At 49.3% G+C, this 24,818-nt stretch carries 19 protein-coding genes and 6 tRNA genes; 21 read left to right on the top strand and 4 right to left on the bottom strand.

Annotation, left to right across the window (positions count from 1 at the left end; all coding sequences use genetic code 11):
* Positions 1 to 253: 253 nt before the first annotated feature.
* Positions 254 to 535 carry a LexA regulated protein gene (gene ybfE, locus KP22_RS01070; protein ID WP_010285457.1) on the top strand — a complete coding sequence of 94 codons (282 nt, stop codon included), beginning with the start codon at positions 254 to 256 and terminating at the stop codon, positions 533 to 535.
* 115 nt (positions 536 to 650) lie between these two features.
* Here the strand turns inward: ybfE and KP22_RS01065 are convergent, their stop codons facing one another.
* Positions 651 to 2,318, bottom strand: a complete 1,668-nt coding sequence (locus tag KP22_RS01065; RefSeq protein ID WP_039302029.1) for a methyl-accepting chemotaxis protein — start codon at positions 2,316 to 2,318, stop codon at positions 651 to 653.
* A gap of 885 nt (positions 2,319 to 3,203) precedes the next feature.
* On the opposite strand from KP22_RS01065, the gene fldA reads away from it, so the two are divergent.
* Together fldA and fur are read left to right on the top strand one after the other, a co-directional pair.
* On the top strand, positions 3,204 to 3,731 hold the full coding sequence (gene fldA, locus KP22_RS01060) for a flavodoxin FldA (protein ID WP_039302025.1): 528 nt from the start codon (positions 3,204 to 3,206) through the stop codon (positions 3,729 to 3,731).
* A 333-nt stretch (positions 3,732 to 4,064) separates the two neighbouring features.
* Entirely contained in the window at positions 4,065 to 4,514 is a 450-nt protein-coding gene (fur, locus tag KP22_RS01055; protein ID WP_039302022.1) for a ferric iron uptake transcriptional regulator, read from the top strand.
* A gap of 63 nt (positions 4,515 to 4,577) precedes the next feature.
* Here fur and glnS read toward each other — a convergent pair whose 3' ends face one another.
* A complete protein-coding gene (glnS, locus tag KP22_RS01050; protein WP_039321849.1) occupies positions 4,578 to 6,236 on the bottom strand; it encodes a glutamine--tRNA ligase in 1,659 nt (552 codons plus the stop codon).
* Positions 6,237 to 6,409: 173 nt separating this feature from the next.
* Positions 6,410 to 7,906, bottom strand: coding sequence for an N-acetylglucosamine-specific PTS transporter subunit IIBC (gene nagE, locus KP22_RS01045; RefSeq protein WP_039321846.1), 1,497 nt, complete (start codon positions 7,904 to 7,906; stop codon positions 6,410 to 6,412).
* Positions 7,907 to 8,264: 358 nt separating this feature from the next.
* Between nagE and nagB the strand changes: the two genes are divergently transcribed.
* The 11 genes from nagB (at position 8,265) to KP22_RS00990 (ending at position 15,038) form a co-directional block, all read left to right on the top strand.
* Complete coding sequence (gene nagB / locus KP22_RS01040) at positions 8,265 to 9,065, top strand: glucosamine-6-phosphate deaminase (RefSeq protein WP_039302012.1); 801 nt, start codon at positions 8,265 to 8,267, stop codon at positions 9,063 to 9,065.
* Between the two features lie 19 nt (positions 9,066 to 9,084).
* Positions 9,085 to 10,230: an N-acetylglucosamine-6-phosphate deacetylase gene (gene nagA, locus KP22_RS01035; RefSeq protein ID WP_039302008.1), complete on the top strand. Its 1,146-nt coding sequence runs from the start codon at positions 9,085 to 9,087 to the stop codon at positions 10,228 to 10,230.
* 111 nt (positions 10,231 to 10,341) lie between these two features.
* A complete protein-coding gene (nagC, locus tag KP22_RS01030; RefSeq protein ID WP_039323383.1) occupies positions 10,342 to 11,565 on the top strand; it encodes a DNA-binding transcriptional regulator NagC in 1,224 nt (407 codons plus the stop codon).
* Between the two features lie 203 nt (positions 11,566 to 11,768).
* The gene (gene asnB, locus KP22_RS01025; RefSeq protein ID WP_039321843.1) at positions 11,769 to 13,433 is read left to right on the top strand and encodes an asparagine synthase B; all 1,665 of its coding nucleotides are present in this window, start codon (positions 11,769 to 11,771) and stop codon (positions 13,431 to 13,433) included.
* A gap of 218 nt (positions 13,434 to 13,651) precedes the next feature.
* Positions 13,652 to 13,728, top strand: a tRNA-Met gene (locus tag KP22_RS01020).
* 6 nt (positions 13,729 to 13,734) lie between these two features.
* A tRNA-Leu gene (locus KP22_RS01015) sits at positions 13,735 to 13,819 on the top strand.
* A 56-nt stretch (positions 13,820 to 13,875) separates the two neighbouring features.
* Positions 13,876 to 13,950 (top strand) — tRNA-Gln (locus tag KP22_RS01010).
* 35 nt (positions 13,951 to 13,985) lie between these two features.
* A tRNA-Gln gene (locus KP22_RS01005) sits at positions 13,986 to 14,060 on the top strand.
* A gap of 54 nt (positions 14,061 to 14,114) precedes the next feature.
* Positions 14,115 to 14,191, top strand: a tRNA-Met gene (locus KP22_RS01000).
* A gap of 6 nt (positions 14,192 to 14,197) precedes the next feature.
* Positions 14,198 to 14,272: transfer RNA gene (locus tag KP22_RS00995), tRNA-Gln, on the top strand.
* A 133-nt stretch (positions 14,273 to 14,405) separates the two neighbouring features.
* Positions 14,406 to 15,038, top strand: a complete 633-nt coding sequence (locus tag KP22_RS00990; RefSeq protein ID WP_039321838.1) for a hypothetical protein — start codon at positions 14,406 to 14,408, stop codon at positions 15,036 to 15,038.
* Between the two features lie 22 nt (positions 15,039 to 15,060).
* Here KP22_RS00990 and ubiF read toward each other — a convergent pair whose 3' ends face one another.
* Entirely contained in the window at positions 15,061 to 16,227 is a 1,167-nt protein-coding gene (ubiF, locus tag KP22_RS00985) for a 3-demethoxyubiquinol 3-hydroxylase (protein WP_039301997.1), read from the bottom strand.
* A gap of 228 nt (positions 16,228 to 16,455) precedes the next feature.
* Here ubiF and miaB point away from each other — a divergent pair, with 228 nt between their 5' ends.
* The 7 genes from miaB to KP22_RS00950 all read left to right on the top strand — a co-directional run bounded on the left by miaB (position 16,456) and on the right by KP22_RS00950 (position 24,816).
* The gene (gene miaB, locus KP22_RS00980) at positions 16,456 to 17,880 is read left to right on the top strand and encodes a tRNA (N6-isopentenyl adenosine(37)-C2)-methylthiotransferase MiaB (protein ID WP_039301994.1); all 1,425 of its coding nucleotides are present in this window, start codon (positions 16,456 to 16,458) and stop codon (positions 17,878 to 17,880) included.
* Between the two features lie 288 nt (positions 17,881 to 18,168).
* Entirely contained in the window at positions 18,169 to 19,227 is a 1,059-nt protein-coding gene (locus tag KP22_RS00975) for a PhoH family protein (RefSeq protein WP_039323380.1), read from the top strand.
* Complete coding sequence (gene ybeY, locus KP22_RS00970; RefSeq protein WP_039321835.1) at positions 19,224 to 19,703, top strand: rRNA maturation RNase YbeY; 480 nt, start codon at positions 19,224 to 19,226, stop codon at positions 19,701 to 19,703. The genes KP22_RS00975 and ybeY overlap by 4 nt, the downstream gene beginning before the upstream one ends.
* Before the next feature lie 392 nt (positions 19,704 to 20,095).
* Entirely contained in the window at positions 20,096 to 20,974 is an 879-nt protein-coding gene (gene corC, locus KP22_RS00965; protein WP_039301990.1) for a CNNM family magnesium/cobalt transport protein CorC, read from the top strand.
* A gap of 7 nt (positions 20,975 to 20,981) precedes the next feature.
* Positions 20,982 to 22,511: an apolipoprotein N-acyltransferase gene (lnt, locus tag KP22_RS00960; RefSeq protein ID WP_039301988.1), complete on the top strand. Its 1,530-nt coding sequence runs from the start codon at positions 20,982 to 20,984 to the stop codon at positions 22,509 to 22,511.
* A gap of 448 nt (positions 22,512 to 22,959) precedes the next feature.
* Positions 22,960 to 23,856: an amino acid ABC transporter substrate-binding protein gene (locus tag KP22_RS00955; protein WP_039301987.1), complete on the top strand. Its 897-nt coding sequence runs from the start codon at positions 22,960 to 22,962 to the stop codon at positions 23,854 to 23,856.
* A 219-nt stretch (positions 23,857 to 24,075) separates the two neighbouring features.
* Entirely contained in the window at positions 24,076 to 24,816 is a 741-nt protein-coding gene (locus KP22_RS00950) for an amino acid ABC transporter permease (RefSeq protein WP_039321831.1), read from the top strand.
* Positions 24,817 to 24,818: the final 2 nt, after the last annotated feature.

The following is a 24,818-nucleotide window of genomic DNA, read 5'->3' as shown; positions in this document are numbered from 1 at the left end:
CGGCAGTTAACCGTTGTCGTCGCCAGTGCGGCTAGGGTATGATGGCGCTAGCAGTAGAGGGACGGCTGATTCAGCCACAAGCATTGTAACCACTTCATCAAAATGCACGCATACTTCCCAGAATGTTCCACGCATAGGCAAACCGCAACCTGACACTCCTGTTGCAGGATGAGAATTGGCATCGGTTTTATTTGTAGAACAAGATGGATCGCACCGTGTTTTTTGATCCGAATACCTTGCAGTATCATTACTTATGGCAAAAGAACAAACGGATCGCACCACACTGGATCTGTTCGCAGATGAGCGTCGTCCGGGCCGCCCCAAGACCAACCCGCTCACACGTGACGAACAACTAAGAATTAACAAGCGTAATCAACTACGTCGCGATAAAGTTCGTGGCTTGCGACGTGTTGAATTAAAGATTAACAGTGATGCCGTCGATATCCTGAACAGCCTTGCTGAAGAGCGGAACATTAGCCGCAGTGAACTGATCGAAGAGATGCTGTTGGCGCAGTTGGCCGAGCAGCAGTCCTGATTGACATAACGCGCTATTCACACAATGTAGTATTCACATCTTGTGCGGCGCCATTTCTGACGCCGCCTGAACGCTCACCCAAGATTAAAAACACCATCCCGGATTAAAGCAACAGTTAGAATTTTTCCCAGTTATCACTACTGGCCGGTAGCGCTTTACCTGTACGCGGAGCAATCACCGGCGCTTTTTGCACCGGTTTTGCTGCCACTTTCAGCGCTGATTGCGAATCGGACAGTTGGAACAGCGACACCGTCTGGTTCAACAACGCTGCCTGTTCTTCCAGCGACAAGGCTGCCGAAGAAGCCTGTTCAACCAGCGCGGCGTTTTGCTGCGTTACGCTGTCCATTTCCGCCACGGCCTGACCAACCTGTGCAATACCTTTGCTTTGCTCTTCCGAGGCAGAGGCTATTTCCCCCATGATATCTGTCACGTTGGTGACCGCACGGACGATATCCTGCATGGTGTCACCGGCATCGCTAACCAGACTGGATCCTGTATCCACACAGCGAACCGATTCAGAAATCAGCCCTTCAATTTCTTTTGCTGCCTGCGCACTACGCTGCGCCAGACTACGAACTTCTCCTGCTACCACGGCAAACCCACGCCCTTGTTCACCCGCGCGCGCCGCTTCTACCGCCGCGTTCAGTGCCAGAATGTTGGTCTGGAAAGCAATGCCGTTAATCACGGTAGTGATTTCTGCGATTTTTCTTGAGCTACCGGAGATTTCCGCCATGGTTTTCACCACGTTCTCAACAATCTCACCGCCTTTCTTCGCCGTTGTTGAGGCTTGCAATGCCAGTTGGCTGGCGTGGTTGGCATTTTCGGCGTTCTGTTTCACGGTCGCCGTCAGTTGCTCCATACTGGCTGCGGTTTCTTCCAGCGCGGAAGCCTGCTCTTCAGTACGAGATGACAGATCGTTGTTACCCGCAGCAATCTCTGAAGCGCCCTGATAGATGGAGTCTGTGCTGTTTCTGATGGTGCTAACCGTGCTAGCCAGACTTCCCTGCATTTCACGCAGCAATGGGAACAGGCGACCAACGCAGTTTTTACCAAAATCCAGAATCGGCTTACCCAAGTGACCAGAAGCAATCACGCTAAAGTGATCGCGTAGGTCATTCAACGGACGAACCAGACACACCACCAGATAACGGTCGGTCAGGAACAGCATGATAAGGCCGACAAATAACCCACTCAGCAAAATATTCTGCCCAATCGTGGTGATTCGTTCAAAACGAACCCCCGCTGCATCAAATTTCTCTGCGCTAGCGTTACTGAACGCGGATAGAGATGCGCCAAACTGGCGACTCAATGGCGGCACAACATTCTTGGCTTGCTCTTGATAGTCATCCAGTGCGTTGGCAGCAGCCTTTTGATAAAGCGGCTCAACGCCTTGAACAACCAGATTATTCCAGTCAAGGCTGACAGCCTGTACCAGCGCGTCGTCCAGACTCGCATGATCGATAGCATTAAACGCCACCAGATCAGACTTCAGTTTATCCAATGCAACTAACGCCGATGCCTGCTCTTTATCTGCGGTTGCATTATCACCACTACGGCGAGCGTCAACCGCACGCGCCAGACGGGTTACCATGCGAAAGTATTGATCGTTGCCCTGGTTGATAAAATTCATGTTCTGAACCAGCAAGGTGCTAGTCTTCGAGGTCGCCGTCATCTCTTTAAAAGAGAACATGGTATATATCGATACGCCGCCCCAAAGAACACAAAAAATGCCCAGCACCCATAGCATGGCGGTTCTGATAGCAATATTTTTTATAAGTCTCATCGTTCACTCCACATCAGGAAAATGGTTAAAAAGATTTTTATCGCTAATCAACCGATATGAATCAGAAAATTCACACCATGAAACAGGTCACTTCTCTCTGGCGTTCAAATTTCACCGAGTTGAAAACTCAAAAACCACGCTAACTCATCGGCTAAATACAGAGAATATTTAGCGTTCTCGCTGTATTTATTAATATAATTTTTCATACTGAGAATGAACTCACCTTTTTTATAGATATAAGGTTTTCAATCAGGGGGGCAGGTGAAGGAATCGTCCGCTCAAGCTGCATGTACCTGGTATGGGCAAGCTATCATTGAGTCGTACCATTAGAGATGATTCTTCATTTTATTGTTTAAAATCAAAAGAATAAGACCATCGGTTATCTCAGCGCATCGTTTCAGCTACAAATGGTTATAATTCCTATTCTCTCTTATTAGGAATATCCCCGCGAAGCGTTACAGGTTTTCAATTCGGAAAAACATTATCTTTTGTCTGCATTTTAATTAGCATGAATAGTAATGCGCCATCCCGTGACTTTTATTTTCACAAACAGAAACCTACTTTTAATCTCAATAGGAACAAGCCTAAAAAAATAAAAAGAAAATTCATAAAAAATGAAACGCAATATCAAATTAATATTTCCAATAAAACTGAGATAGGTGCGTATAACCTCAGACGGCAGCGAAAACCCTATTTATTATAGGGATTTTGACGTTCTCAGAGATGCTTTTCATTTCTCCTCCTTAACCTCCGACTTTGATGCGCTCTCGATTTACGCATGCTTACCGATACGAGTTTCTCCAAATGTGAGTGTCTGTTATTATTGACAGATAAGTGGATGAAACATTACACCATACCATTAGGAATCAAGAGGTTATTCAATTCATGGCACTCATCGGAATATTTTTTGGCAGCGATACTGGCAACACTGAAAACATTGCCAAAACGATCCAACAGCAGTTAGGCACCAACGTTGCGGATGTCTATGACATCGCCAAAAGCAGCAAAGAAGACCTCGAAGGTTTCGATATTCTGCTATTAGGTATTCCAACCTGGTATTACGGTGAAGCCCAATGTGATTGGGATGACTTTTTCCCGTCACTGGAAGAAGTTGATTTCACAGGAAAACTGGTTGCTCTGTTTGGTTGCGGCGATCAGGAAGATTATGCGGAATACTTCTGTGATGCCATGGGCACCATTCGTGACATTATTGAGCCTCGCGGCGCAACGATTGTGGGTCACTGGCCAACAGAAGGTTATTACTTTGAAGCTTCTAAAGGGCTCGCCGACGACAATCACTTCATTGGTTTAGCTATCGATGAAGACCGTCAACCTGAACTCACCAGTGAACGCGTGACGACGTGGGTGAAACAAATCAGCAATGAGCTGAACCTGAAAGAACTGGTTGGCTAATCCATTTTTTGGCTCTGATACCTCCCTATCAGAGCCAAAAACAGTATTGATAGATAAAACCTTTCATAATAATTGATACATTTTTTTAACTTCCATCAGTAAACCTGTACAATAATCCCATCGGTTTTATACGTGCATCACCATTTCCTCATTCATCAACAACGGATTGCGTTGTATACCAGTAGTGTGAATGGGGACAATATTGTTAACATTCCCTTGTTTTCATTTTGTATGCGCGGTTCTATAATTGGGACGCTATTACATTTTTTGAGCCGACCGATGTCATAGGCTAGGCAGCCTCCATTGATAAGTAAGCAACAGGACTAAACCCGCATGACTGACAACAATACCGCATTAAAGAAGGCCGGCCTGAAAGTCACTCTTCCAAGACTGAAAATACTGGAAGTGTTACAGGATCCTGTCTGCCATCACGTCAGTGCGGAAGATTTATATAAGAGACTGATTGATATGGGCGAAGAGATTGGTCTTGCTACCGTCTATCGCGTACTCAACCAGTTTGATGATGCAGGTATCGTAACCCGTCATAATTTCGAAGGTGGCAAATCCGTCTTTGAATTGACGCAGCAGCATCATCACGATCACTTAATTTGCCTCGACTGTGGCAAAGTCATTGAATTCCGCGATGAATATATCGAAGCACGTCAGCGCGAGATCGCAGAAAGACACGGCATTAAACTGTCCAACCACAGTTTGTATCTCTATGGGCATTGCAGTGAAGGGGATTGCCGAGAGGATGAAACCCTGCACGATTCCACACGATAAATCGACCGCATAAAAAATAAAACCGCCGAGGCGGTTTTATTTTTGTCTTCTTACCTGTGGGTCTTAGCCTACCCAGGTATCGCGCAGTCCAACCGTACGGTTAAATACCAGGTGTTCCGCACTGGAGTAAACGCGGTCAGCACAGAAATAGCCTTCGCGCTCAAACTGATACGCTTTCTCTACTTCCGCCTGTGCCAGGCTTGCTTCCACAAAACCTTGCGTAATTTTCAGTGAGTCGGGGTTAATCGTCGACAGAAAGTCTTCCGCCGCGCCTGGGTTTGCCACACTGAACAGGCGATCGTACAAACGGAATTCCGCTGGCACCGCATGCGACGCAGAAACCCAGTGGATAACGCCTTTCACTTTACGGCCATCTGCCGGATCTTTGCTCAGCGTTTCCGCATCATAACTACAGTAAATCGTGGTGATGGTGCCTTGCTCATCTTTTTCAATGCGATCGGCTTTGATCACATAGGCATTACGCAGGCGAACTTCTTTACCCAAAACCAGACGCTTGTACTGCTTGTTAGCTTCCTCACGGAAGTCAGCACGATCGATATAAACTTCACGGCTGAATGCCACCGGGCGTGAGCCCATTTCTGGCTTATTCGGATGATTTGGCATCGCAACAAACTCTTCATGCCCGGCTGGCAGATTCTCGATCACAACTTTGACCGGATCCAGTACCGCCATCGCACGCGGAGCATTTTCATTCAGGTCGTCGCGGATACAGGATTCAAGCGCAGCCATTTCCACGTTATTATCCTGCTTCGTTACACCGATGCGTACACAGAATTCACGGATAGAAGACGAACTATAACCACGGCGGCGCAGGCCTGAAATGGTCGGCATACGTGGATCGTCCCACCCTTCAACGATGTTTTCCACGACCAGTTGATTCAGCTTACGCTTAGACATAATCGCGTATTCGAGATTAAGGCGGGAGAACTCATACTGACGTGGATGGCAGGGAATGGAGATGTTATCCAACACCCAGTCATACAGACGACGGTTATCCTGGAATTCCAGCGTACACAGCGAATGGGTGATCCCTTCCAGCGCATCAGAAATGCAATGGGTGAAGTCATACATCGGGTATATGCACCACTTATTCCCCGTCTGATGGTGATCGGAAAATTTAATGCGATATAGCACAGGATCACGCATCACGATAAAGGACGATGCCATATCGATTTTGGCACGCAAACAGGCCGTACCTTCCGCAAATCCACCGTTGCGCATCTTTTCAAACAACGACAGGTTTTCCTGTACGGTACGATCGCGGTAAGGGCTATTTTTACCTGGTGCCGTCAACGTGCCACGGTATTCACGAATCTGTTCGGGGGTCAGTTCATCAACATAAGCTAGCCCTTTACCGATCAGCTCAACCGCGTAAGCATGCAGTTGATCGAAATAATCAGAAGAATAGCGAACGTCGCCGCTCCATGAAAAACCCAGCCACTCGACGTCACGTTTGATCGACTCAACGTATTCAATATCTTCTTTTACCGGATTGGTGTCATCAAAACGCAGGTTACACTGCCCCTGATAGTCACGTGCGATACCAAAATTCAGGCAAATAGACTTGGCATGCCCAATATGCAGATAGCCGTTCGGCTCCGGCGGGAAACGCGTCTGAATATGGTCATGCTTACCGGACGCCAGATCTTCATCGATAATCTGACGGATAAAGTTGGTTGGGCGGGCTTCAGCCTCACTCATTCTTCATTCCTCAATGCTAAAACGACGTATAACCGACAATGATCCAACAAGCTACGCTGGGAAACAACCGTTAGTTTCATTTAATTATTCATAACAAAAAAAAGGGCGAGATTGCTATCTCGCCCATCACTTTCATCGACATAACACCGCGTTAAACAAGTAACGATGACATCTTACGCTTTGTTATATTCCGCTTTCAGCGCGGTTGCGATCGATTCAGCCTGCGTACCCACCACAATCTGTACGCTCTGCTTATTCAAACGAATAACGCCTGCCGCCCCAAGACGCTTCGCCTGCGCATCATCGACCAGAGAGGAGTCAGCCACATTCAAACGCAAACGCGTGATACAGGCATCGATGCCGATCACGTTGGCTTTGCCACCAAGCACTTGCAAATAGCCACGTGCCAGCGTCGCCGTATCGCTTGGTTTCTCACCCACAGATGCAGTACTCACGTCATAGCCATCGGCTTCGCTACCGCTCACGGCAAGTTCGCGTCCCGGTGTTAACAGATTGAAACGAGTAATCGTGAAGCGGAACACTACATAATAAATGACGAAGAATACTAACCCTTGTGCAATCAGCATGTACCACTGGGTGGCTAACGGGTTTCGCGAGGACAGCACCATATCGACCAGACCTGCGCTGAAACCAAACCCGGCAATCCAATGCATACTGGCAGCGATAAAGACGGAAAAACCTGTCAGTAACGCATGAAGGAAGTACAGCACTGGTGCCACGAACATGAATGAGAATTCCAGCGGTTCGGTGATCCCAGTGAAGAATGAAGCAAACGCTGCTGCCAGCATAATCCCGGCAACTTTATTTTTATTCTCAGGGCGCGCGCAGTGGTAAATTGCCAGCGCGGCACCCGGCAGGCCGAACATCATAATCGGGAAGAAGCCCGCCTGATAACGCCCGGTGATCCCCACCACGGCTTTGCCTGAATCGATAGACTGCTGACCAGCGAGAAAGTTAGGGATGTCATTGATACCCGCAACATCAAACCAGAACACCGAATTCAGCGCGTGGTGTAAACCAACAGGAATCAGCAAGCGGTTAAAGAAGGCATAAACCCCAGCCCCAGCCGACCCTAACTGTTGAATGTATTCACCAAACGATACCAGCGCATTGTAAATCACTGGCCAGACGTACATTAAAATGAACGCCACCAGAATCATCAGGAAAGAAACCAGAATCGGCACCAAACGCCGCCCGCTAAAGAACGACAGCGCTTTAGGCAATTCAACCTGACTGAAGCGGTTATACAGCTCGGCGGACATCACACCAACCAGAATCCCGATGAACTGGTTTTCAATCTTGCCAAATGCAGCCGGCACCTGTTCAACAGGGATCCGTTGGATCATGGCGACAACAGCCGGTGAACACAGCGTGGTCAGTACCAGATAACCAACAAAACCGGTCAATGCCGCTGCGCCATCCTTATCTTTCGACATACCGTAAGCGACACCGACCGCAAACAGCACCGCCATATGCCCGATAATCGCCTCACCCGATTTGATGAGAAGTGCCGCCAACGCGTTCTCACTTCCCCAGCCAACCGGATCAATCCAGTAACCTATCCCCATCAGGATAGCGGCAGCAGGCAGTGTCGCGACAGGCACCATCAATGCCCGACCGACTTTTTGTAAATAGCTAAGAGTACTCACTTTTCCCTCTCTTACCTTTGCGAGGTAAATGAAATGTTGTGGGGCATACAAACCTGCCAATAAATTTCACTGCCGAAAAACTTCACAATCAAAAAGCTTCATTGTCGAAAAAACAGGCCCAGCGATGATTCTTAGGGGAGTGTAATAAGAATAATTCGCTACACAAATTAAACCCCGTAATTATGTGATAAAAATCACCAAAAAACTGCATATAAAAATTTTATACCTGAATAAAACCCCAACTTATTTCAAGATTAAAAAAAACGGAGTAGACTAATTTTAATGCATAGACAAAACGCGCGACTGGCGCGATTTACGCAATACGTATTTAATTCCACTAAAAATCAGGAGAGCGCTGATGAGACTCATTCCCTTAACTACCGCCGCCGACGTCGGAAAATGGGCCGCCCGCCACATCGTTGAGAAAATTAATGCCTTCAATCCCAGCGCTGAGCGTCCTTTCATTCTTGGGTTACCGACAGGCAGTTCCCCCCTGGAAGCCTATAAATCGCTGGTCACCATGCACAAAGCAGGTCTGGTGAGCTTCAAACACGTTGTGACCTTCAACATGGATGAATATGTCGGTCTGCCGACCGATCACCCAGAAAGCTATCATACCTTCATGCACCAGAATTTCTTCAATCACATTGATATTCCGCGTGAAAACATTAACCTGTTGAACGGCAACGCAGAAGACACCACAGCAGAATGTCGCCGTTATGAAGAGAAAATAAAGTCCTACGGAAAAATTCATCTTTTCATGGGTGGCGTGGGCAATGACGGACATATCGCCTTCAATGAGCCCGCTTCCTCTTTGGCTTCCCGCACCCGCATCAAAACGTTGACGGAAGAAACCCGTATCGCAAATTCCCGTTTCTTCGGCGGGGACGTTAGTCTGGTGCCTAAATTTGCCCTGACCGTGGGTGTTGGTACATTGCTGGATGCCGAAGAAGTGATGATTCTGGTGACCGGTCGCAACAAGGCACTGGCGCTACAGGCTGCGGTCGAAGGCAACGTCAACCACATGTGGACCATCAGTTGTCTGCAACTTCATGCCAAAGCCATCATGGTTTGTGACGAGCCTTCAACGATGGAACTGAAAGTAAAAACCGTTAAATATTTCCGTGAGTTAGAAACGGAAAGTATGAAAAACCTTTAACCGATTGCGGGAGTCGATGATGTACGCGTTAACTCATAGCCGGATTTTCACCGGCCATCAGATTCTGGATAATCACGCCGTCGTGATTGCCAATGGGTTGATCGAGCGAGTCTGCCCGCTTGCAGAGCTCCCTGTCGGCATTAAACAACACGACCTGAGCGGTGCGTTTCTCGCGCCAGGATTTATTGATCTTCAACTGAACGGCTGCGGCGGTGTGCAATTTAACGATTCGCTGGATACGATCTCCGTCAAAACACTGGAGATCATGCAGCAGGCGAACCAGCATTCAGGCTGTACCAGTTTTCTACCCACGCTGATTACCTCCAGCGATGCGTTCATGAAGCACAGCATCAAAATAATGAGAGACTGGCTGGCGCAGAACAAACATCAAGCGCTCGGATTGCATCTCGAAGGTCCGTGGCTGAACGTAATAAAAAAAGGCACACACGATCCTGCTTTTATCCGCAAGCCAACGCAAGATCTCGTCGATTTTCTGTGTGCCAACGCAGATGTGATTACGAAAATCACGCTGGCACCGGAAGAAGTCGAACCGGCAGTCATCCGCCAGTTAACTGCGGCGGGTATTCTCGTCTCCGCCGGACACTCGAACGCAACCTGGGAACAGGCTAAGCTGGGTTTTTCCGCTGGTATTCGCTTTGCCACTCACCTGTTCAACGCCATGCCCTATCTGACTGGCCGTGAACCCGGGCTAGTCGGCGCGATTTACGACGCTCCAGAAGTCTATTGCGGCATTATCGCGGATGGACGGCACGTAGACTGGGCCAATATTCGCAACAGTAAGCGTATTAAGGGCGATAAGCTGGTGTTGGTAACCGACGCCACCGCACCGGCAGGTGCAGATATTGACCAGTTCATTTTTGCTGGTAAAACCATATACTATCGTGATGGCATTTGTGTCGATGAACACGGCACCCTAAGCGGTTCGGCACTGACAATGATCGACGCCGTGCGTAATAGCGTCGAACACGCGGGTATCGCACTGGATGAAGCTATTCGGATGGCAACGCTCTATCCGGCTCGTGCCATCGGCGTCGATAAACAGTTGGGCAGCATTGAAAGCGGTAAAGTAGCCAATCTGACCGCATTTAACCATGATTATCACATTCTCAAGACGTTTGTTAATGGCAATCCTGTTTGGGGATAAAGCGAAAAGCGTCTTGAGGTAAAGCGGAAATACGTTGGGGTAAACCGAAATAAGGTTTACCCCATGTTGACGAAACAACGCGTTGTACCTAAAGAAGCGAGTAACCTTTTAATGACCACAGGCGGACAGGCGCAGATCGGGAATGTCGATCTGGTTAAGCAATTAAACAGCGCGGTGGTTTACCGCCTGATTGATCAGCAAGGCCCCATCTCACGGATTCAGATAGCAGAGCAAAGCCAGCTTGCACCTGCCAGCGTCACGAAAATAACCCGCCAGCTTCTGGAGCGCGGGCTCATCAAAGAAGTCGATCAGCAGGCTTCCACCGGTGGCAGACGCGCCATTTCGATTATCACCGAAAACCGCCCTTTCCATACCATCGCCGTGCGTCTCGGTCGTTATGATGCCACCGTTGCGCTGTACGATTTGCAGGGAAAAGCGCTGGAAGAAATGCACTACGAGCTGCAAGAAAAAACACAGGAGTCACTGGAGGCCACACTCTTTCAGTCTATCAGCGACTTTATTGCCAGCCACCAGCGCCGTATCCGCGAGCTTATTGCGATCTCTGTGGTGCTACCGGGGTTGGTTGATCCGGTTGCGGGCATCGTCCGCTATATGCCGCATATCAGCGTGAATAACTGGAAATTGGTCGAAAATCTACAACGTCACTTCAACGTCACCAGCTTTGTCGGTCACGACATACGCAGTCTGGCGCTGGCGGAACACTATTTCGGCGCTACTCACGATTCACTGGATTCTATTCTGGTACGGGTGCATCGCGGCACGGGCGCGGGTATCCTCGTCAACGGGCAAATTTTTCTCGGCAGTAACGGCAACGTAGGCGAGATTGGTCATATTCAGATCGATCCACTCGGCGATCGCTGCCACTGCGGTAACTTCGGCTGTCTGGAAACTGTCGTCGCCAACGGCGCAATTGAACAACGCGTACAACATCTGCTACGTCAGGGCTATCCCAGCAAGCTTTCTGCGAATAACAGTACGATTTCGGCAATTTGCAAAGCAGCGAACCGCGGCGATGCTCTTGCCCGTGAGGTGATTGAGCACGCGGGGCTCAATCTCGGTAAAGCACTTTCTATCGCGATCAATTTGTTCAACCCACAGAAGGTCGTGATTGCCGGTGAAATTACCGAAGCAGAAAAAACATTGCTTCCTGCCATTCAACGCTGCATCAACGCGCAGGTACTGAAAGAGTTTCGCCATAACTTGCCGGTTGAGATCTCCAACCTCAATCATCTTTCGGCTATCAGCGCCTTCGCATTGGTTAAACGTGCGATGTTGAATGGCGTACTACTACAGCAATTGCTCGAAAACGCCTGATCCCCTTTCTGGCCGGATTATGTAATCTCTAAAAACCCGGCCTTTCCCCTCCACGAATTTGACGAATCAACACAAAAAAACCAAATAAATTGACGAAACACCACAACAACAGCTTTTTTCATTAAATAATATTGAATTCTTATGGCACTTTGATGCTAAATCAATGGCACTAAGGTCGAATCAGTAATTATTGGGAGTCATGTATGTGTTCTATTTTTGGTGTGCTTGATCTGAAAAGCGATCCTGTTGAACTGCGTAAGAAAGCACTGGAATCATCTCGTTTAATGCGTCACCGTGGGCCAGACTGGTCCGGCGTTTATGCCAGCGACAAAGCGATTCTGGCTCACGAACGTCTGTCTATCGTTGACGTCAACACGGGTGCACAGCCGCTTTACAACGCCGAGCGCACCCACATTCTGGCCGTTAACGGTGAAATTTATAACCATCAGGCATTGCGTCAGCAATACGGTGACCGTTACGCGTTTCAGACTGGCTCCGACTGTGAAGTCATCCTTGCGCTGTATCAGGAGAAAGGTGCGGAATTCCTGGACGAACTGCGCGGTATGTTCGCTTTTGCGCTGTATGACAGCGAAAAAGACGCCTACCTGATTGGTCGTGACCACCTCGGTATTATCCCGCTGTATATGGGCTACGATGAGCACGGTAACCTCTACGTCGCTTCTGAAATGAAAGCGCTGGTGCCAGTTTGCCGTACCATCAAAGAATTCCCGGCAGGCAGCTACCTGTGGAGTAAAGACGGTGAAATCCGTGAATATTACCAGCGTGACTGGTTTGACTACGATGCGGTAAAAGACAACGAAACGGATAAAGATGCGTTGCACGATGCGCTAGAAGAAGCGGTGAAAAGCCACCTGATGTCTGACGTGCCTTACGGCGTGTTGCTCTCTGGCGGTCTGGATTCTTCCGTTATCTCCGCAATCACTAAAAAATATGCCGCTCGTCGCGTAGAGGATGATGAACGCAGCGAAGCCTGGTGGCCTCAGTTGCACTCCTTTGCTGTGGGTTTGGAAGGCGCACCTGATTTGAAAGCTGCGCAGGAAGTTGCTAACCACTTAGGCACCGTGCACCACGAAATTCATTTCACCGTGCAGGAAGGGCTGGATGCGATTCGCGACGTGATTTATCACATCGAAACCTATGACGTCACTACGATTCGCGCCTCAACGCCAATGTACCTGATGTCGCGTAAAATCAAAGCGATGGGCATCAAGATGGTGCTGTCAGGCGAAGGCTCTGACGAAGTGTTCGGCGGTTACCTTTATTTCCACAAAGCGCCAAACGCCAAAGAATTGCATGAAGAAACCGTGCGTAAACTGCTGGCACTGCACCAGTATGACTGCGCTCGCGCTAACAAAGCGATGTCGGCCTGGGGCGTGGAAGCTCGCGTACCGTTCCTGGATAAGAACTTCCTTGATGTCGCCATGCGCATCAACCCTCGCGACAAAATGTGCGGCAACGGCAAGATGGAAAAACACATCCTGCGTGAGTGTTTCGAATCTTACCTGCCGCACAGCGTTGCCTGGCGTCAGAAAGAACAGTTCTCCGATGGCGTAGGCTACAGTTGGATCGACACGCTGAAAGAAGTGGCTGCCAACCAGGTTACCGATCAACAACTGGAAACGGCACGCTTCCGCTTCCCGTACAACACGCCAGGCTCCAAAGAAGCGTACCTGTACCGTGAAATCTTCGAAGAGCTGTTCCCGGTTCCAAGTGCAGCAGAATGTGTCCCAGGTGGCCCGTCAGTCGCCTGCTCGTCTGCTAAAGCGATTGAGTGGGATGAATCCTTCAAGAAACTGGATGATCCATCAGGCCGCGCAGTTGGTGTACACCAGTCAGCCTACAAATAATTCGATTTAATTTCATCGTTCAACGGGCCTACCATGGCCCGTTTTGTATGCTTAATTGACTGCGAATACGTGCTTTTTGACGTTTTTCTCACCATACTGTTCACAACCCAAACAAACGATGCATTGAGGGCCCTTTTCGGGAAAAAACTAGTTGACGCAATTAGACCAACTACGCATAATGCGCCCCGCAACGCCGATGAAGGTGACGCAGAAAAGATGGCTACGTAGCTCAGCTGGTTAGAGCACAGCACTCATAATGCTGGGGTCACAGGTTCGATTCCCGTCGTAGCCACCATCTTTTGCGGGAGTGGCGAAATTGGTAGACGCACCAGATTTAGGTTCTGGCGCCGCAAGGTGTGCGAGTTCAAGTCTCGCCTCCCGCACCATATCATCTTCTCGGTCTGACATCGCTTTTCGAAGCTTGTTAGTGTTTTGTAGTGATTGGGGTATCGCCAAGCGGTAAGGCACCGGTTTTTGATACCGGCATTCCCTGGTTCGAATCCAGGTACCCCAGCCATTTCAAAACATATGCTGAAAAATTCGTTGTCCTGTTGGGGTATCGCCAAGCGGTAAGGCACTGGTTTTTGATACCAGCATTCCCTGGTTCGAATCCAGGTACCCCAGCCATCTACTTGATAGTAGAAGATTTTGTTGAAGTGAAGTAATAATAGCAGTACATTTGGCTACGTAGCTCAGCTGGTTAGAGCACAGCACTCATAATGCTGGGGTCACAGGTTCGATTCCCGTCGTAGCCACCATATTATTGGGGTATCGCCAAGCGGTAAGGCACCGGATTCTGATTCCGGCATTCCGAGGTTCGAATCCTCGTACCCCAGCCAAATTAAGCTGGTAAAACAGCTAGATACGGGGCGACAATCGAAAGATGTCGCCCCGTTTTCTTATGTCTGGTATTAACATAGTCTGGTGCTAACCTATTCAAATCAATCATTCGATCTTCGAAAAAGGGCGGGCATGAAGGTTTTATCTACATCCTCTGTTATGCATGATTTCAGCCACGTTGTGGTGCCACTGCAGAATGACGCCAGCCGGACGTGGCGATCTGCCATACGTGTGCAACTAGGCAAACTGCTACTCAGCGTGGTTTTGCTCTTTTGCTTTCTCACACCGACTTATGCTGCCGATGCCGCGTCTTTCAAAATATCAGCGCAAACGTTCGCTGACCGGATGAATGCCAATCTGATGAAACTCAATATCCCTCTCAAATTGATCATTAATGTGGAAAAGGGAACGTCCGTCGATGACTTTCAGCACATTTTTAACGAACACGTCGGGTTAATTGGGTCAATAGAGAGTAAAAACCAACAGCTTAATGAAATCGTGCTACTCAGCGCCGCGTCAGAATCCCTCGAAGCAACGACGCAGAATCTACAAATTGTTACAGCTGCATTTTCTGCGCTACTAGGCGCGAACACACTCTCGGGTGAAGATAATGTCGAAAGTCGTGAGATGACTGAGATGATGTTCGGCCTGCTTCAAGATAGCCGGACCTCAGGTAAGGGCGTTCAGCAGAGAGGAAATATTCGCTTTACGGCAACAACTAACGAGGACACCGATATCATCTTCACCGCCGAGCCAACGCTGTAGCGGGCGGTGTCCTCATTATCAATCAGATACCAATGGCATATTTCAATGCTCGCTGTTTTAACACGCCAGCGCGCTGTGCAACCATCAGCGCCATATTGCGAGCAAAACTCAGCGGCGGTAATGCGTTACTGAATGCGTTATAGAATAAATCCATCCCGCTTTGCATCATCAAGTTATCCGGCATACGGCGGCCCTGATAGCGCCGTAATACACGTTCAGAAGACCACTCTTCTCCCGCATTGCGTGCGTTGATCAACACATCCAGCAGCGCCTCAACGTCGCGATATCCCAGATTAACCCCCTGCCCCGCCAACGGATTAATGGTATGAGCAGCATCACCCAGCAGCACTAAACCGGGCTTGATATAAGTCTGCGCATGGCGTCTGACCAGCGGGAATGACCCAGCAGAGAGCGCCTTGACCGCGCCCAACCGCTCAGGGAATGCGACCGCAATTTCTTTATCCAACTGTGCAAGCGGCATCGCCTGAAGCTGACGAATACGCTGTGGGCTGTCATACCACACTAGCGATCCCCATTGGTCAAATAACGGTAAAAATGCACGTGGGCCGCTCGGAGTGAATTGCTGCCAGGTAACATCCTGCTGGGGTTGTGAAGTTTCAATGCCGATCAACATACAAGATTGACGATACTGCCAGCCGCTGATGCCAATCCCTGCCCACTGGCGAACCTGAGAGTTCGCGCCATCGGCACCAATCACCAGCGAAGCCGTTAACTTCTGCCCGTCAGCAAGCTGTAAACGCCAGCCAGCATCCGTGCGTTGCAGGCCTTGTGGCGTAGCTGGGCAATAACATTGGCAGCGATCCTCTTCCTGCAAACGTTCCCAGAGAGCCAGTTGCAGCACACGGTTTTCAACCATAAATCCCAGTTCAGGCAGGTGGATATCGGCAGCATCGAAAACCACTCTGGCATTCGCCCATTCCCAGGTTTCCAAGCGGCGATAAGGCGCGCTGCGCATCTGCTGCACTCGCTGCCATGCGCCCAGTTCTTTCAATAGCGCAACCGACGCATAGCCAATCGCCGAGATCCGTAAATCTGGCGGACTGGCGGCGTCAAACGGTGTCGGCATTTCCTGCTCAACCACCGCAACCTGAAATCCTTGTTGTACCAACCCAAGCGCCGCAGCCGCGCCGACCATTCCACCGCCAACCACAATCGCATCGTAATGCATATTGGCTTTATCCTCTCTGGTTCTGGTTTATTCACACCAGTAAAAATGCCTGAAAATAGTGTACTGGATTTGCGGGTGATTTTTCAGAAAAGCCGCATTTTTATAGAAAGTAAGAGGTTAACAAATCAGTACGGCTTCCGACGCTGGTCACAACGTCAGCTAACGATTACAATACCCACCCCAAATGAGGGGAATCTTTCTTATTCCGCACTGAGTAATGGCAAGTCGATGACAAAAAAACTGCATATTAAAACCTGGGGCTGTCAGATGAATGAGTACGATTCATCAAAGATGGCTGATTTACTAGGAAGTACGCACGGCTATGAGCTTACTGAAATCGCTGAAGAAGCCGATGTTCTGCTGCTCAACACCTGCTCGATCCGTGAAAAGGCGCAGGAAAAGGTCTTCCATCAACTTGGTCGCTGGAAAGCGTTGAAAGATCTTAATCCGAATCTGATTATTGGCGTCGGTGGCTGCGTTGCATCGCAGGAAGGCGCGCATATTCGGGAACGTGCGCATTACGTTGACGTTATTTTTGGCCCGCAAACCCTGCACCGCTTACCGGAAATGATTAATCACGTTCAGGGCACCCGTAGCCCCATCGTTGATATCAGTTTCCCTGAAATTGAAAAATTTGACCGTCTGCCAGAACCGCGCGCTGAAGGGCCTACGGCATTTGTCTCCATCATGGAAGGCTGCAATAAATATTGCACATTCTGCGTTGTGCCTTATACCCGTGGTGAAGAAGTTAGCCGCCCGTGTGATGATGTCTTGTTTGAAATAGCTCAACTGGCTGCGCAAGGCGTGCGTGAAGTTAACCTTCTGGGCCAGAACGTCAACGCCTATCGCGGTGAAACCTATGACGGTGAAATCTGCTCTTTTGCCGACTTGCTGCGTCTGGTCGCCGCTATTGACGGGATCGACCGTGTTCGCTTCACCACCAGCCATCCAATTGAATTCACAGACGACATTATCAGCGTCTATGAAGACACGCCAGAGCTGGTCAGTTTCCTGCATTTACCCGTGCAAAGCGGTTCTGACCGTGTACTGACGATGATGAAACGTCGTCACACCGCGCTGGAATACAAAGCTATCATCCGTAAGCTGCACAACGCGCGTCCGGGCATCCTGATCAGTTCTGACTTTATCGTCGGCTTCCCTGGCGAAACGCAGGCTGACTTTGAACAGACCATGAAGCTGATTGCCGATGTGAATTTCGATATGAGCTACAGCTTTGTCTACTCCGCCCGTCCGGGAACACCGGCTGCGGATATGGTCGATGACGTACCGGAAGAAGAGAAAAAACAGCGTCTGTACCTTCTGCAAGAACGCATTACCCAGCAGGCTATGCGGTTTAGCCGCCTCATGCTGGGCACCGTCCAGCGTATTTTGGTGGAAGGTACCTCGCGTAAGAGCGTGATGGAGCTGTCTGGCCGTACAGAAAACAACCGCGTCGTCAATTTCGAAGGCACGCCGGATATGATCGGTAAATTCGTCGATGTTGAAATCGTTGACGTTTACACCAATTCACTGCGCGGCATCGTGGTGCGGACTGAAGATCAAATGGATCTGCGCGTACATGAATCACCGTCTTCCGTGATTGCTCGTACCCGCAAAGAGAATGAAATCGGCGTTGGGTTCTACCAGCCGTAATCAACGTTCATTCACGACTCAGCGCAATGATGGGTGGCTTTGCCACCCATTTTTTATGCTCTCTCGGCGGCGCGGTTTTACGGCAAAACCGCTTCATCCTCTGTTTCAATTTCATGCCGCTTACATTTGCTTTTGCGAAGCAGCATCCCAATATCATTATTGTGACTTGCACCATCGGGCATTCACGATGAATAATTCATTCATATGGCGGACACATCAGGCCGTCTGACAACTGTTCATTTTGTGCCGGCAGAATACGCCAGCGCAGTAACGCTCAAGAGGAATAATTTGAACGTAACGACAAAAGAGATTGCCCTTGAACCCGCAGATAACCAACGCCTGCTCAGCCTTTGCGGTCCGTTTGATGACAATCTTAAGCAGTTAGAGCGCCGCTTAGGCATCGAGATCAATCGCCGCGATAATCAGTTTAAATTAGTCGGTAAAAACCTGCTGACGCAAGCTGCCGCCGACATCCTGCAACGTCTGTATGTCGATACAGCCCCAGTACGGGGCGTCATCGGCGATATCGATCCTGAGCAAATTCACCTCGCAATTAAAGAATCTCGCGTGCTGGAGCAGTCTGCGGAACACATTCCTGACTATGGCAAAGTAGTCAATATCCGCACCAAACGCGGCGTAATCAAACCGCGTACGCCAAATCAGGCACAGTATGTCGCCAATATCCTCAATCACGACATCACATTCGGTGTTGGCCCGGCGGGAACGGGGAAAACCTACTTAGCCGTCGCTGCCGCCGTAGATGCACTGGAGCGTCAGGATATTCGCCGTATTCTGTTAACGCGCCCAGCCGTCGAAGCTGGCGAGAAATTGGGCTTCCTGCCTGGCGATCTGAGCCAGAAAGTCGATCCTTACCTGCGACCACTTTATGATGCCCTGTTTGAAATGCTGGGCTTTGAGCGTGTCGAGAAGCTCATCGAACGCAACGTCATTGAAGTCGCGCCACTGGCTTATATGCGCGGCCGAACGCTGAACGATGCTTTTATCATTCTGGATGAAAGCCAGAACACCACCATCGAACAGATGAAAATGTTCCTGACGCGTATCGGGTTCAACTCAAAAGCCGTCATCACGGGTGACGTCACACAGATCGACCTGCCAAAGAATCTGAAATCCGGCTTACGCCACGCGATAGAAGTGCTGGCCGATGTGGAAGAGATCAGCTTTAACTTTTTCCACAGCGAAGACGTGGTGCGACACCCAGTGGTCGCGCGGATTGTGAATGCCTATGAAGCGTGGGAAAATGCCGAACAGAAACGTAAAGACGCCTTAGCAGAACAGCGTAAGCGTGAAGCACAGGCTGCGGCATCAGATCAGGAGCAAAAATGAGTCAGGTGATTCTCGATTTACAAATCGCCAGCGAGCAAGCACAAGGGCTACCGAAAGAAAAAGACTTTCAGCGCTGGCTGGAAGGCGTTCTGCCACAGTTTCAGGAGGTCTCTGAAGTCACGATCCGCATCGTGGATGAGGCAGAGAGCCGCGACCTGAATAACACCTATCGCGGTAAGGACAAGCCGACCAACGTGCTGTCGTTTCCTTTTGAGGCACCACCTGAGGTTGAGCTTCCTTTGCTTGGCGATTTAATCATCTGCCGTCAGGTTGTGGAACGCGAAGCCTCAGAGCAAGAAAAAACCGTAGAAGAGCACTGGGCGCACATGGTTGTCCATGGTAGCCTGCATCTGCTAGGGTATGACCACATCGAAGACAGCGAAGCCGAAGAAATGGAAGCGCTGGAAATCGAGATTATGCAAAGTATGGGTTATGCCGATCCTTACCTTGCAGAAAAAGATGGCCTCACCGAATAAATAGAAATACATTTTGTATAGACCCTAAATAATTCGAGTGCAGGACAAAACGTTATCGTTTTGAACAACGCAAAGCGTTGGCCCGCTAGGGCGAGTACCATTTATGGGACTCGTAACGCGGCGACACAACGAATCCCAGAAGCTTACACCAGTAAGTGACTGGGTGAGTGAGGACAAATCGGCTTAGCCGATTTGAACGCCGCTAGCGGTGGCCCTTCAGGGCGAGTCTCAGAGATGAGCCGAGTATTGCCAACGCACATGCAGCTTGAAGTATGACGGGTATAGCCCGAGATCGGGAAGATATCGGGTACTAATCTGTTCCACATCAGCCACTGTGCCTCTTCCAGTTGCTGGCAATAATCCTTTAACAAGAGTGATGTTAATTAAAACGCATGAGCGACGACCATTCTCAAAACAGCGATGCACCCAGTCCCAAAAAGGGCTTCTTTTCTCTTATTCTTAATCAGCTTTTTCACGGCGAGCCAAAAGATCGTAACGGTTTGCTCACTCTGATTCGTGATTCCGAACAGAATGAACTGATCGATCCTGAAACACGAGACATGCTCGAAGGCGTCATGGATATCGCCGACCAGCGCGTACGAGACATCATGATCCCTCGCTCGCAGATGATTACGCTTAAGCGCGATCAAACGCTGGAAGAGTGTCTGGACGTGATTATCGAATCCGCCCACTCCCGTTTCCCCGTCATTAGCGAAGATAAAGACCATATTGAAGGCATCCTGATGGCCAAGGATTTGCTGCCGTTTATGCGCAGCGACTCCGAACCGTTCAGTATGGATAAAGTTCTGCGTTCCGCTGTTGTTGTGCCGGAAAGTAAACGCGTTGATAGAATGCTGAATGAGTTCCGCTCGCTGCGCTATCACATGGCGATTGTCATCGATGAATTTGGTGGCGTATCCGGCTTGGTCACGATTGAAGATATTCTTGAGCTGATTGTCGGCGAAATTGAAGATGAATACGACGATGAAGAAGACAGAGATATTCGTCAGCTTAACCGCCAGACCTACACCGTTCGTGCTTTAACCGATATCGAAGATTTTAACGAGGCTTTCGGCACACGATTCAGCGATGACGAGGTCGATACCATTGGCGGCTTGGTTATGCAGTCTTTCGGTCATCTTCCTGCCCGTGGCGAAACCATCAACATAGAAGGTTACCTGTTTAAGGTTGCGATGGCAGATAGCCGCCGTATTATTCAGGTTCATGTCAGAATCCCTGACAATGCCCCTCAACCAAAATTGGAAGAATAATTTGGCAATGGTTGTCGCTTCTTTTCTACAACGCCAGCAGGTTAAAGCCCTGCTGGCGCTCTTATTTGGTGCCTGTGGCACGCTGGCATTTTCTCCCTTTGACTTCTGGCCTGCGGCGATTATCTCGCTCATGGGCCTACAGTCGCTGACGCTAAACCGTACCGTTCGTCAGTCAGCCTGGATAGGGTTTTGTTGGGGATTAGGTCTATTCGGCAGCGGCGTAAACTGGGTTTACGTCAGTATCGCGCAATTTGGTGGCATGCCGGGACCTGTCAATGTTGCGATAGTCATTTTGCTCGCCGCCTACTTGTCGCTCTATCCCCTGCTTTTTTCCGCCCTGCTCTCACGCTTGTGGCCGAAAACAACACTATTGCGTCTGGTGCTTGCCGCCCCCGTACTCTGGCAGCTAACCGAATTTCTGCGCGGCTGGGTGCTAACCGGCTTTCCGTGGCTGCAATTCGGCTACAGTCAAATTGACGGCCCGTTAAAAGGTATCGCACCCATTCTGGGTATCGACACCATTACCTTCCTATTGATGTGCCTCAGCGGACTATTCGTTTATGCCATCAATCAACGAAAAATCGCTCCAGCGGCCATTGCTCTCGGTGTTTTCGTCTTATCATGGCCGTTGCGCAACGTGCAGTGGTATACCCTGCAACCTGAACGTGCCGTCAATGTCGCGCTGGTACAGGGCAATATCCCGCAGGCGATGAAGTGGGAACAAGATGAGCTGTTGAATACACTGAGGATCTATCTGGATAACAGCCTGCCCTATATGGACAAGGCACCTATCGTTATCTGGCCGGAAACCGCAATTCCCGATATTGAAAGCCGTCAGGGCGCCTATCTGAAACAGATTGACGATATCCTGCGTAGCCGTGATAGCAGCCTGATTACAGGTATCGTCGATATACGGCGTGATGATAATAAGACCGATTTCTATAACTCAATTATCGTACTCGGCGATAAAGAGCCGTACAACTACCCTACGACGAACCGTTATAACAAAAATCATCTGGTGCCTTTCGGCGAGTTTGTCCCGCTGGAAACGCTGTTACGCCCGCTGGCTCCGTTCTTCGATCTGCCGATGTCGTCGTTTAGCCGAGGTGATTATGTTCAGCCACAGCTTTCTGTCCATGGTTTCAAACTTAACGCCGCCATTTGTTATGAAATCATCTTAGGCCAACAGGTGCGTGATAATTTTCGCCCAGACACCGATATGCTGCTGACCATCTCGAACGACGCCTGGTTCGGCCGCTCAATCGGCCCATGGCAACACTTTCAGATGGCACGCATGCGCGCGTTGGAATTAGGGCGCCCTCTGGTTCGTAGTACCAACAACGGTGTCACCGCAGTGATTGCGCCAGACGGCAAGGTCAGCGCCAGTCTGCCGCAGTTTACGCGTGCTGTATTGGACACACTGGTCGTTCCAGCAATCGGGATAACGCCTTATGCCCGCTTCGGTTCCTGGCCGCTCTGGTTCGTTACGCTGCTGGGTGGTATCACTGCGCTTTTCTTCGGTTTACGCCGCCGATAATCCCCCGATCCTCACTTCCCTAAGGGCATGCTTTTGCATGCCTTTTTTATTTATGGCACGGTATTTGCCTCTTATTACTCTGTAAAGGGTTGTTTCTGTATTTTTTTGGATATTACGTCAGCTTAAAGCCCTCTCACAGGGCAAGCAACGCACCAAATTGGTGCCAAACTCTGACATTGCTGCTATTTGGTGCGGCAGATATCGCAAAAAGAAAACATTTCCATTTCAATCTATTTACAATCAGCTACTTTTTAACTGTGTACGCAGTAACTTCGCGCTTTAACGGTGCAACGTTATCACTGAGAAGTAACAACGTGTCATAAGTGACTCAGCGATGCGATGTTAGCTTGAAGACAGTGTTAACTTGAAGATAACGAACACATTAACCCTATGGTTATTGATAACAGCGCTATAACTATTGCAGCAACGACAGCAAAGGAGTTAGAACATGCAAATGCGTAAACTGGCATTATCACTGATTCTGCTTGGCACTGCCGCCAGTGCAGCCCAGGCTGAAGATCTGGCCGGTACATTGAAAAAGGTCAAAGATAATGGCGTGATCGTCATTGGCCACCGTGAATCATCCGTCCCTTTTTCTTACTACGATAATACGCAGAAAGTCGTCGGCTATTCTCAAGCCTACTCTGACAAAATTGTCGAAGCGATTAAGAAAAAACTGGATGCACCTAACCTGCAGGTTAAACTACTTCCTATCACCTCTCAGAACCGTATCCCTCTGTTACAGAACGGTACATTCGATTTGGAATGTGGCTCAACGACCAATAATCTGGAACGTCAGAAACAAGCTGCGTTCTCTAACACCATTTTCGTCGTCGGTACACGTCTGTTAACCAAAAAAGATTCTGGCGTAAAAGACTTCCCGGATCTGGCAGGTAAAACTGTCGTAGTGACCTCTGGCACCACCTCTGAAGTTCTGCTGAATAAGCTGAATGAAGAAAAACAGATGAAGATGCGCATCATCAGTGCGAAAGACCATGGCGACTCTTTCCGCACGCTGGAAAGCGGCCGTGCCGTAGCCTTTATGATGGATGATGCACTGCTGGCTGGCGAACGTGCGAAAGCGAAAAGCGCCGATCAGTGGGATATCGTCGGTAAAGCGCAGTCTGAAGAAGCCTACGGCTGTATGTTGCGTAAAGACGATCCGCAATTCAAGAAACTGGTTGATGATACCATCGCTGAAGTACAGGCCTCAGGCGAAGCTGAAAAATGGTTCGATCGCTGGTTCCAACAACCAATTCCGCCCAAAAATCTTAACCTGAACTTTGCACTGTCAGACGAAATGAAAGCGCTGTTCAAAACGCCAAATGACAAAGCATTAAACTAATTAATAATGAGAATAAGGGCAGGAGCATTCTGCCCTCTGATTGCTGATTCGTGGCAGGACAGACAGGCATGTGATGGTCGTTCCTCATCACATGTTACCCCGAGAAATTTCGATAAACAGGAAATAAATACTACGCCTGTAGTTTGAAACTGAACGGGAATATGGCCGCTCATCAATCTTCAGGGTAGCTTCGCTACCCTTTTTTTACCGGAGTTTGTTATGTCAATAGATTGGAACTGGGGCATATTTCTACAAGCCGCCCCCTTCGGCAACACAACCTACCTCGGGTGGATTTTGTCCGGTCTGCAAGTCACCGTCACATTATCTATCTGTGCCTGGATTATCGCCTTTCTCATTGGTTCTTTATTTGGAATCTTACGTACCGTCCCGAACCGCTTTCTTGCGAGCATTGGTACCTGCTACGTTGAGCTATTTCGCAACGTCCCACTGATTGTCCAGTTCTTTACCTGGTATCTGGTGGTTCCTGAGCTTCTTCCCGTTAACATCGGCATGTGGTTTAAAGCGGAGTTAGACCCCAATATTCAGTTCTTCCTGTCATCAATGATTTGTCTGGGGCTCTTTACCGCAGCACGCGTTTGTGAACAGGTGCGAGCAGGAATTCAGTCGTTACCACGTGGACAGAAAGCCGCTGGGCTAGCGATGGGCCTGACGTTGCCACAAACCTACCGCTATGTGTTACTGCCTAATGCGTATCGTGTGATCGTTCCACCATTGACGTCAGAGATGCTGAATCTGGTAAAAAACTCGGCTATCGCTTCCACAATTGGTCTGGTTGATATGGCAGCACAGGCTGGGAAACTACTGGACTATTCAGCCCACGCCTATGAATCCTTTACCGCCATCACGCTGGCATACGTTGGCATCAACGCCATCATTATGTTGATCATGCAGGTCGTTGAGCGAAAAACCCGTTTGCCGGGCAATATGGGGAGCAAATAAAT

Source organism: Pectobacterium betavasculorum (genome assembly GCF_000749845.1).
Lineage (GTDB): Bacteria > Pseudomonadota > Gammaproteobacteria > Enterobacterales > Enterobacteriaceae > Pectobacterium > Pectobacterium betavasculorum.
The sequence above is the reverse complement of the archived record's forward strand: the minus strand, read 5'-3'. Positions and strand labels throughout refer to the sequence as shown.

Coding starts and splice junctions, on each gene's coding strand:
- lnt (WP_039301988.1), top strand. CDS start 20,982: ATGGTTGTCGCTTCTTTTCTACAACGCCAGCAGGTTAAAGCCCTGCTG.
- nagB (WP_039302012.1), top strand. CDS start 8,265: ATGAGACTCATTCCCTTAACTACCGCCGCCGACGTCGGAAAATGGGCC.
- nagC (WP_039323383.1), top strand. CDS start 10,342: ATGACCACAGGCGGACAGGCGCAGATCGGGAATGTCGATCTGGTTAAG.
- KP22_RS00950 (WP_039321831.1), top strand. CDS start 24,076: ATGTCAATAGATTGGAACTGGGGCATATTTCTACAAGCCGCCCCCTTC.
- KP22_RS00990 (WP_039321838.1), top strand. CDS start 14,406: ATGAAGGTTTTATCTACATCCTCTGTTATGCATGATTTCAGCCACGTT.
- corC (WP_039301990.1), top strand. CDS start 20,096: ATGAGCGACGACCATTCTCAAAACAGCGATGCACCCAGTCCCAAAAAG.
- KP22_RS00955 (WP_039301987.1), top strand. CDS start 22,960: ATGCAAATGCGTAAACTGGCATTATCACTGATTCTGCTTGGCACTGCC.
- fldA (WP_039302025.1), top strand. CDS start 3,204: ATGGCACTCATCGGAATATTTTTTGGCAGCGATACTGGCAACACTGAA.
- glnS (WP_039321849.1), bottom strand. CDS start 6,236: ATGAGTGAGGCTGAAGCCCGCCCAACCAACTTTATCCGTCAGATTATC.
- miaB (WP_039301994.1), top strand. CDS start 16,456: ATGACAAAAAAACTGCATATTAAAACCTGGGGCTGTCAGATGAATGAG.
- ubiF (WP_039301997.1), bottom strand. CDS start 16,227: ATGCATTACGATGCGATTGTGGTTGGCGGTGGAATGGTCGGCGCGGCT.
- fur (WP_039302022.1), top strand. CDS start 4,065: ATGACTGACAACAATACCGCATTAAAGAAGGCCGGCCTGAAAGTCACT.
- asnB (WP_039321843.1), top strand. CDS start 11,769: ATGTGTTCTATTTTTGGTGTGCTTGATCTGAAAAGCGATCCTGTTGAA.
- nagA (WP_039302008.1), top strand. CDS start 9,085: ATGTACGCGTTAACTCATAGCCGGATTTTCACCGGCCATCAGATTCTG.
- ybfE (WP_010285457.1), top strand. CDS start 254: ATGGCAAAAGAACAAACGGATCGCACCACACTGGATCTGTTCGCAGAT.
- ybeY (WP_039321835.1), top strand. CDS start 19,224: ATGAGTCAGGTGATTCTCGATTTACAAATCGCCAGCGAGCAAGCACAA.
- KP22_RS01065 (WP_039302029.1), bottom strand. CDS start 2,318: ATGAGACTTATAAAAAATATTGCTATCAGAACCGCCATGCTATGGGTG.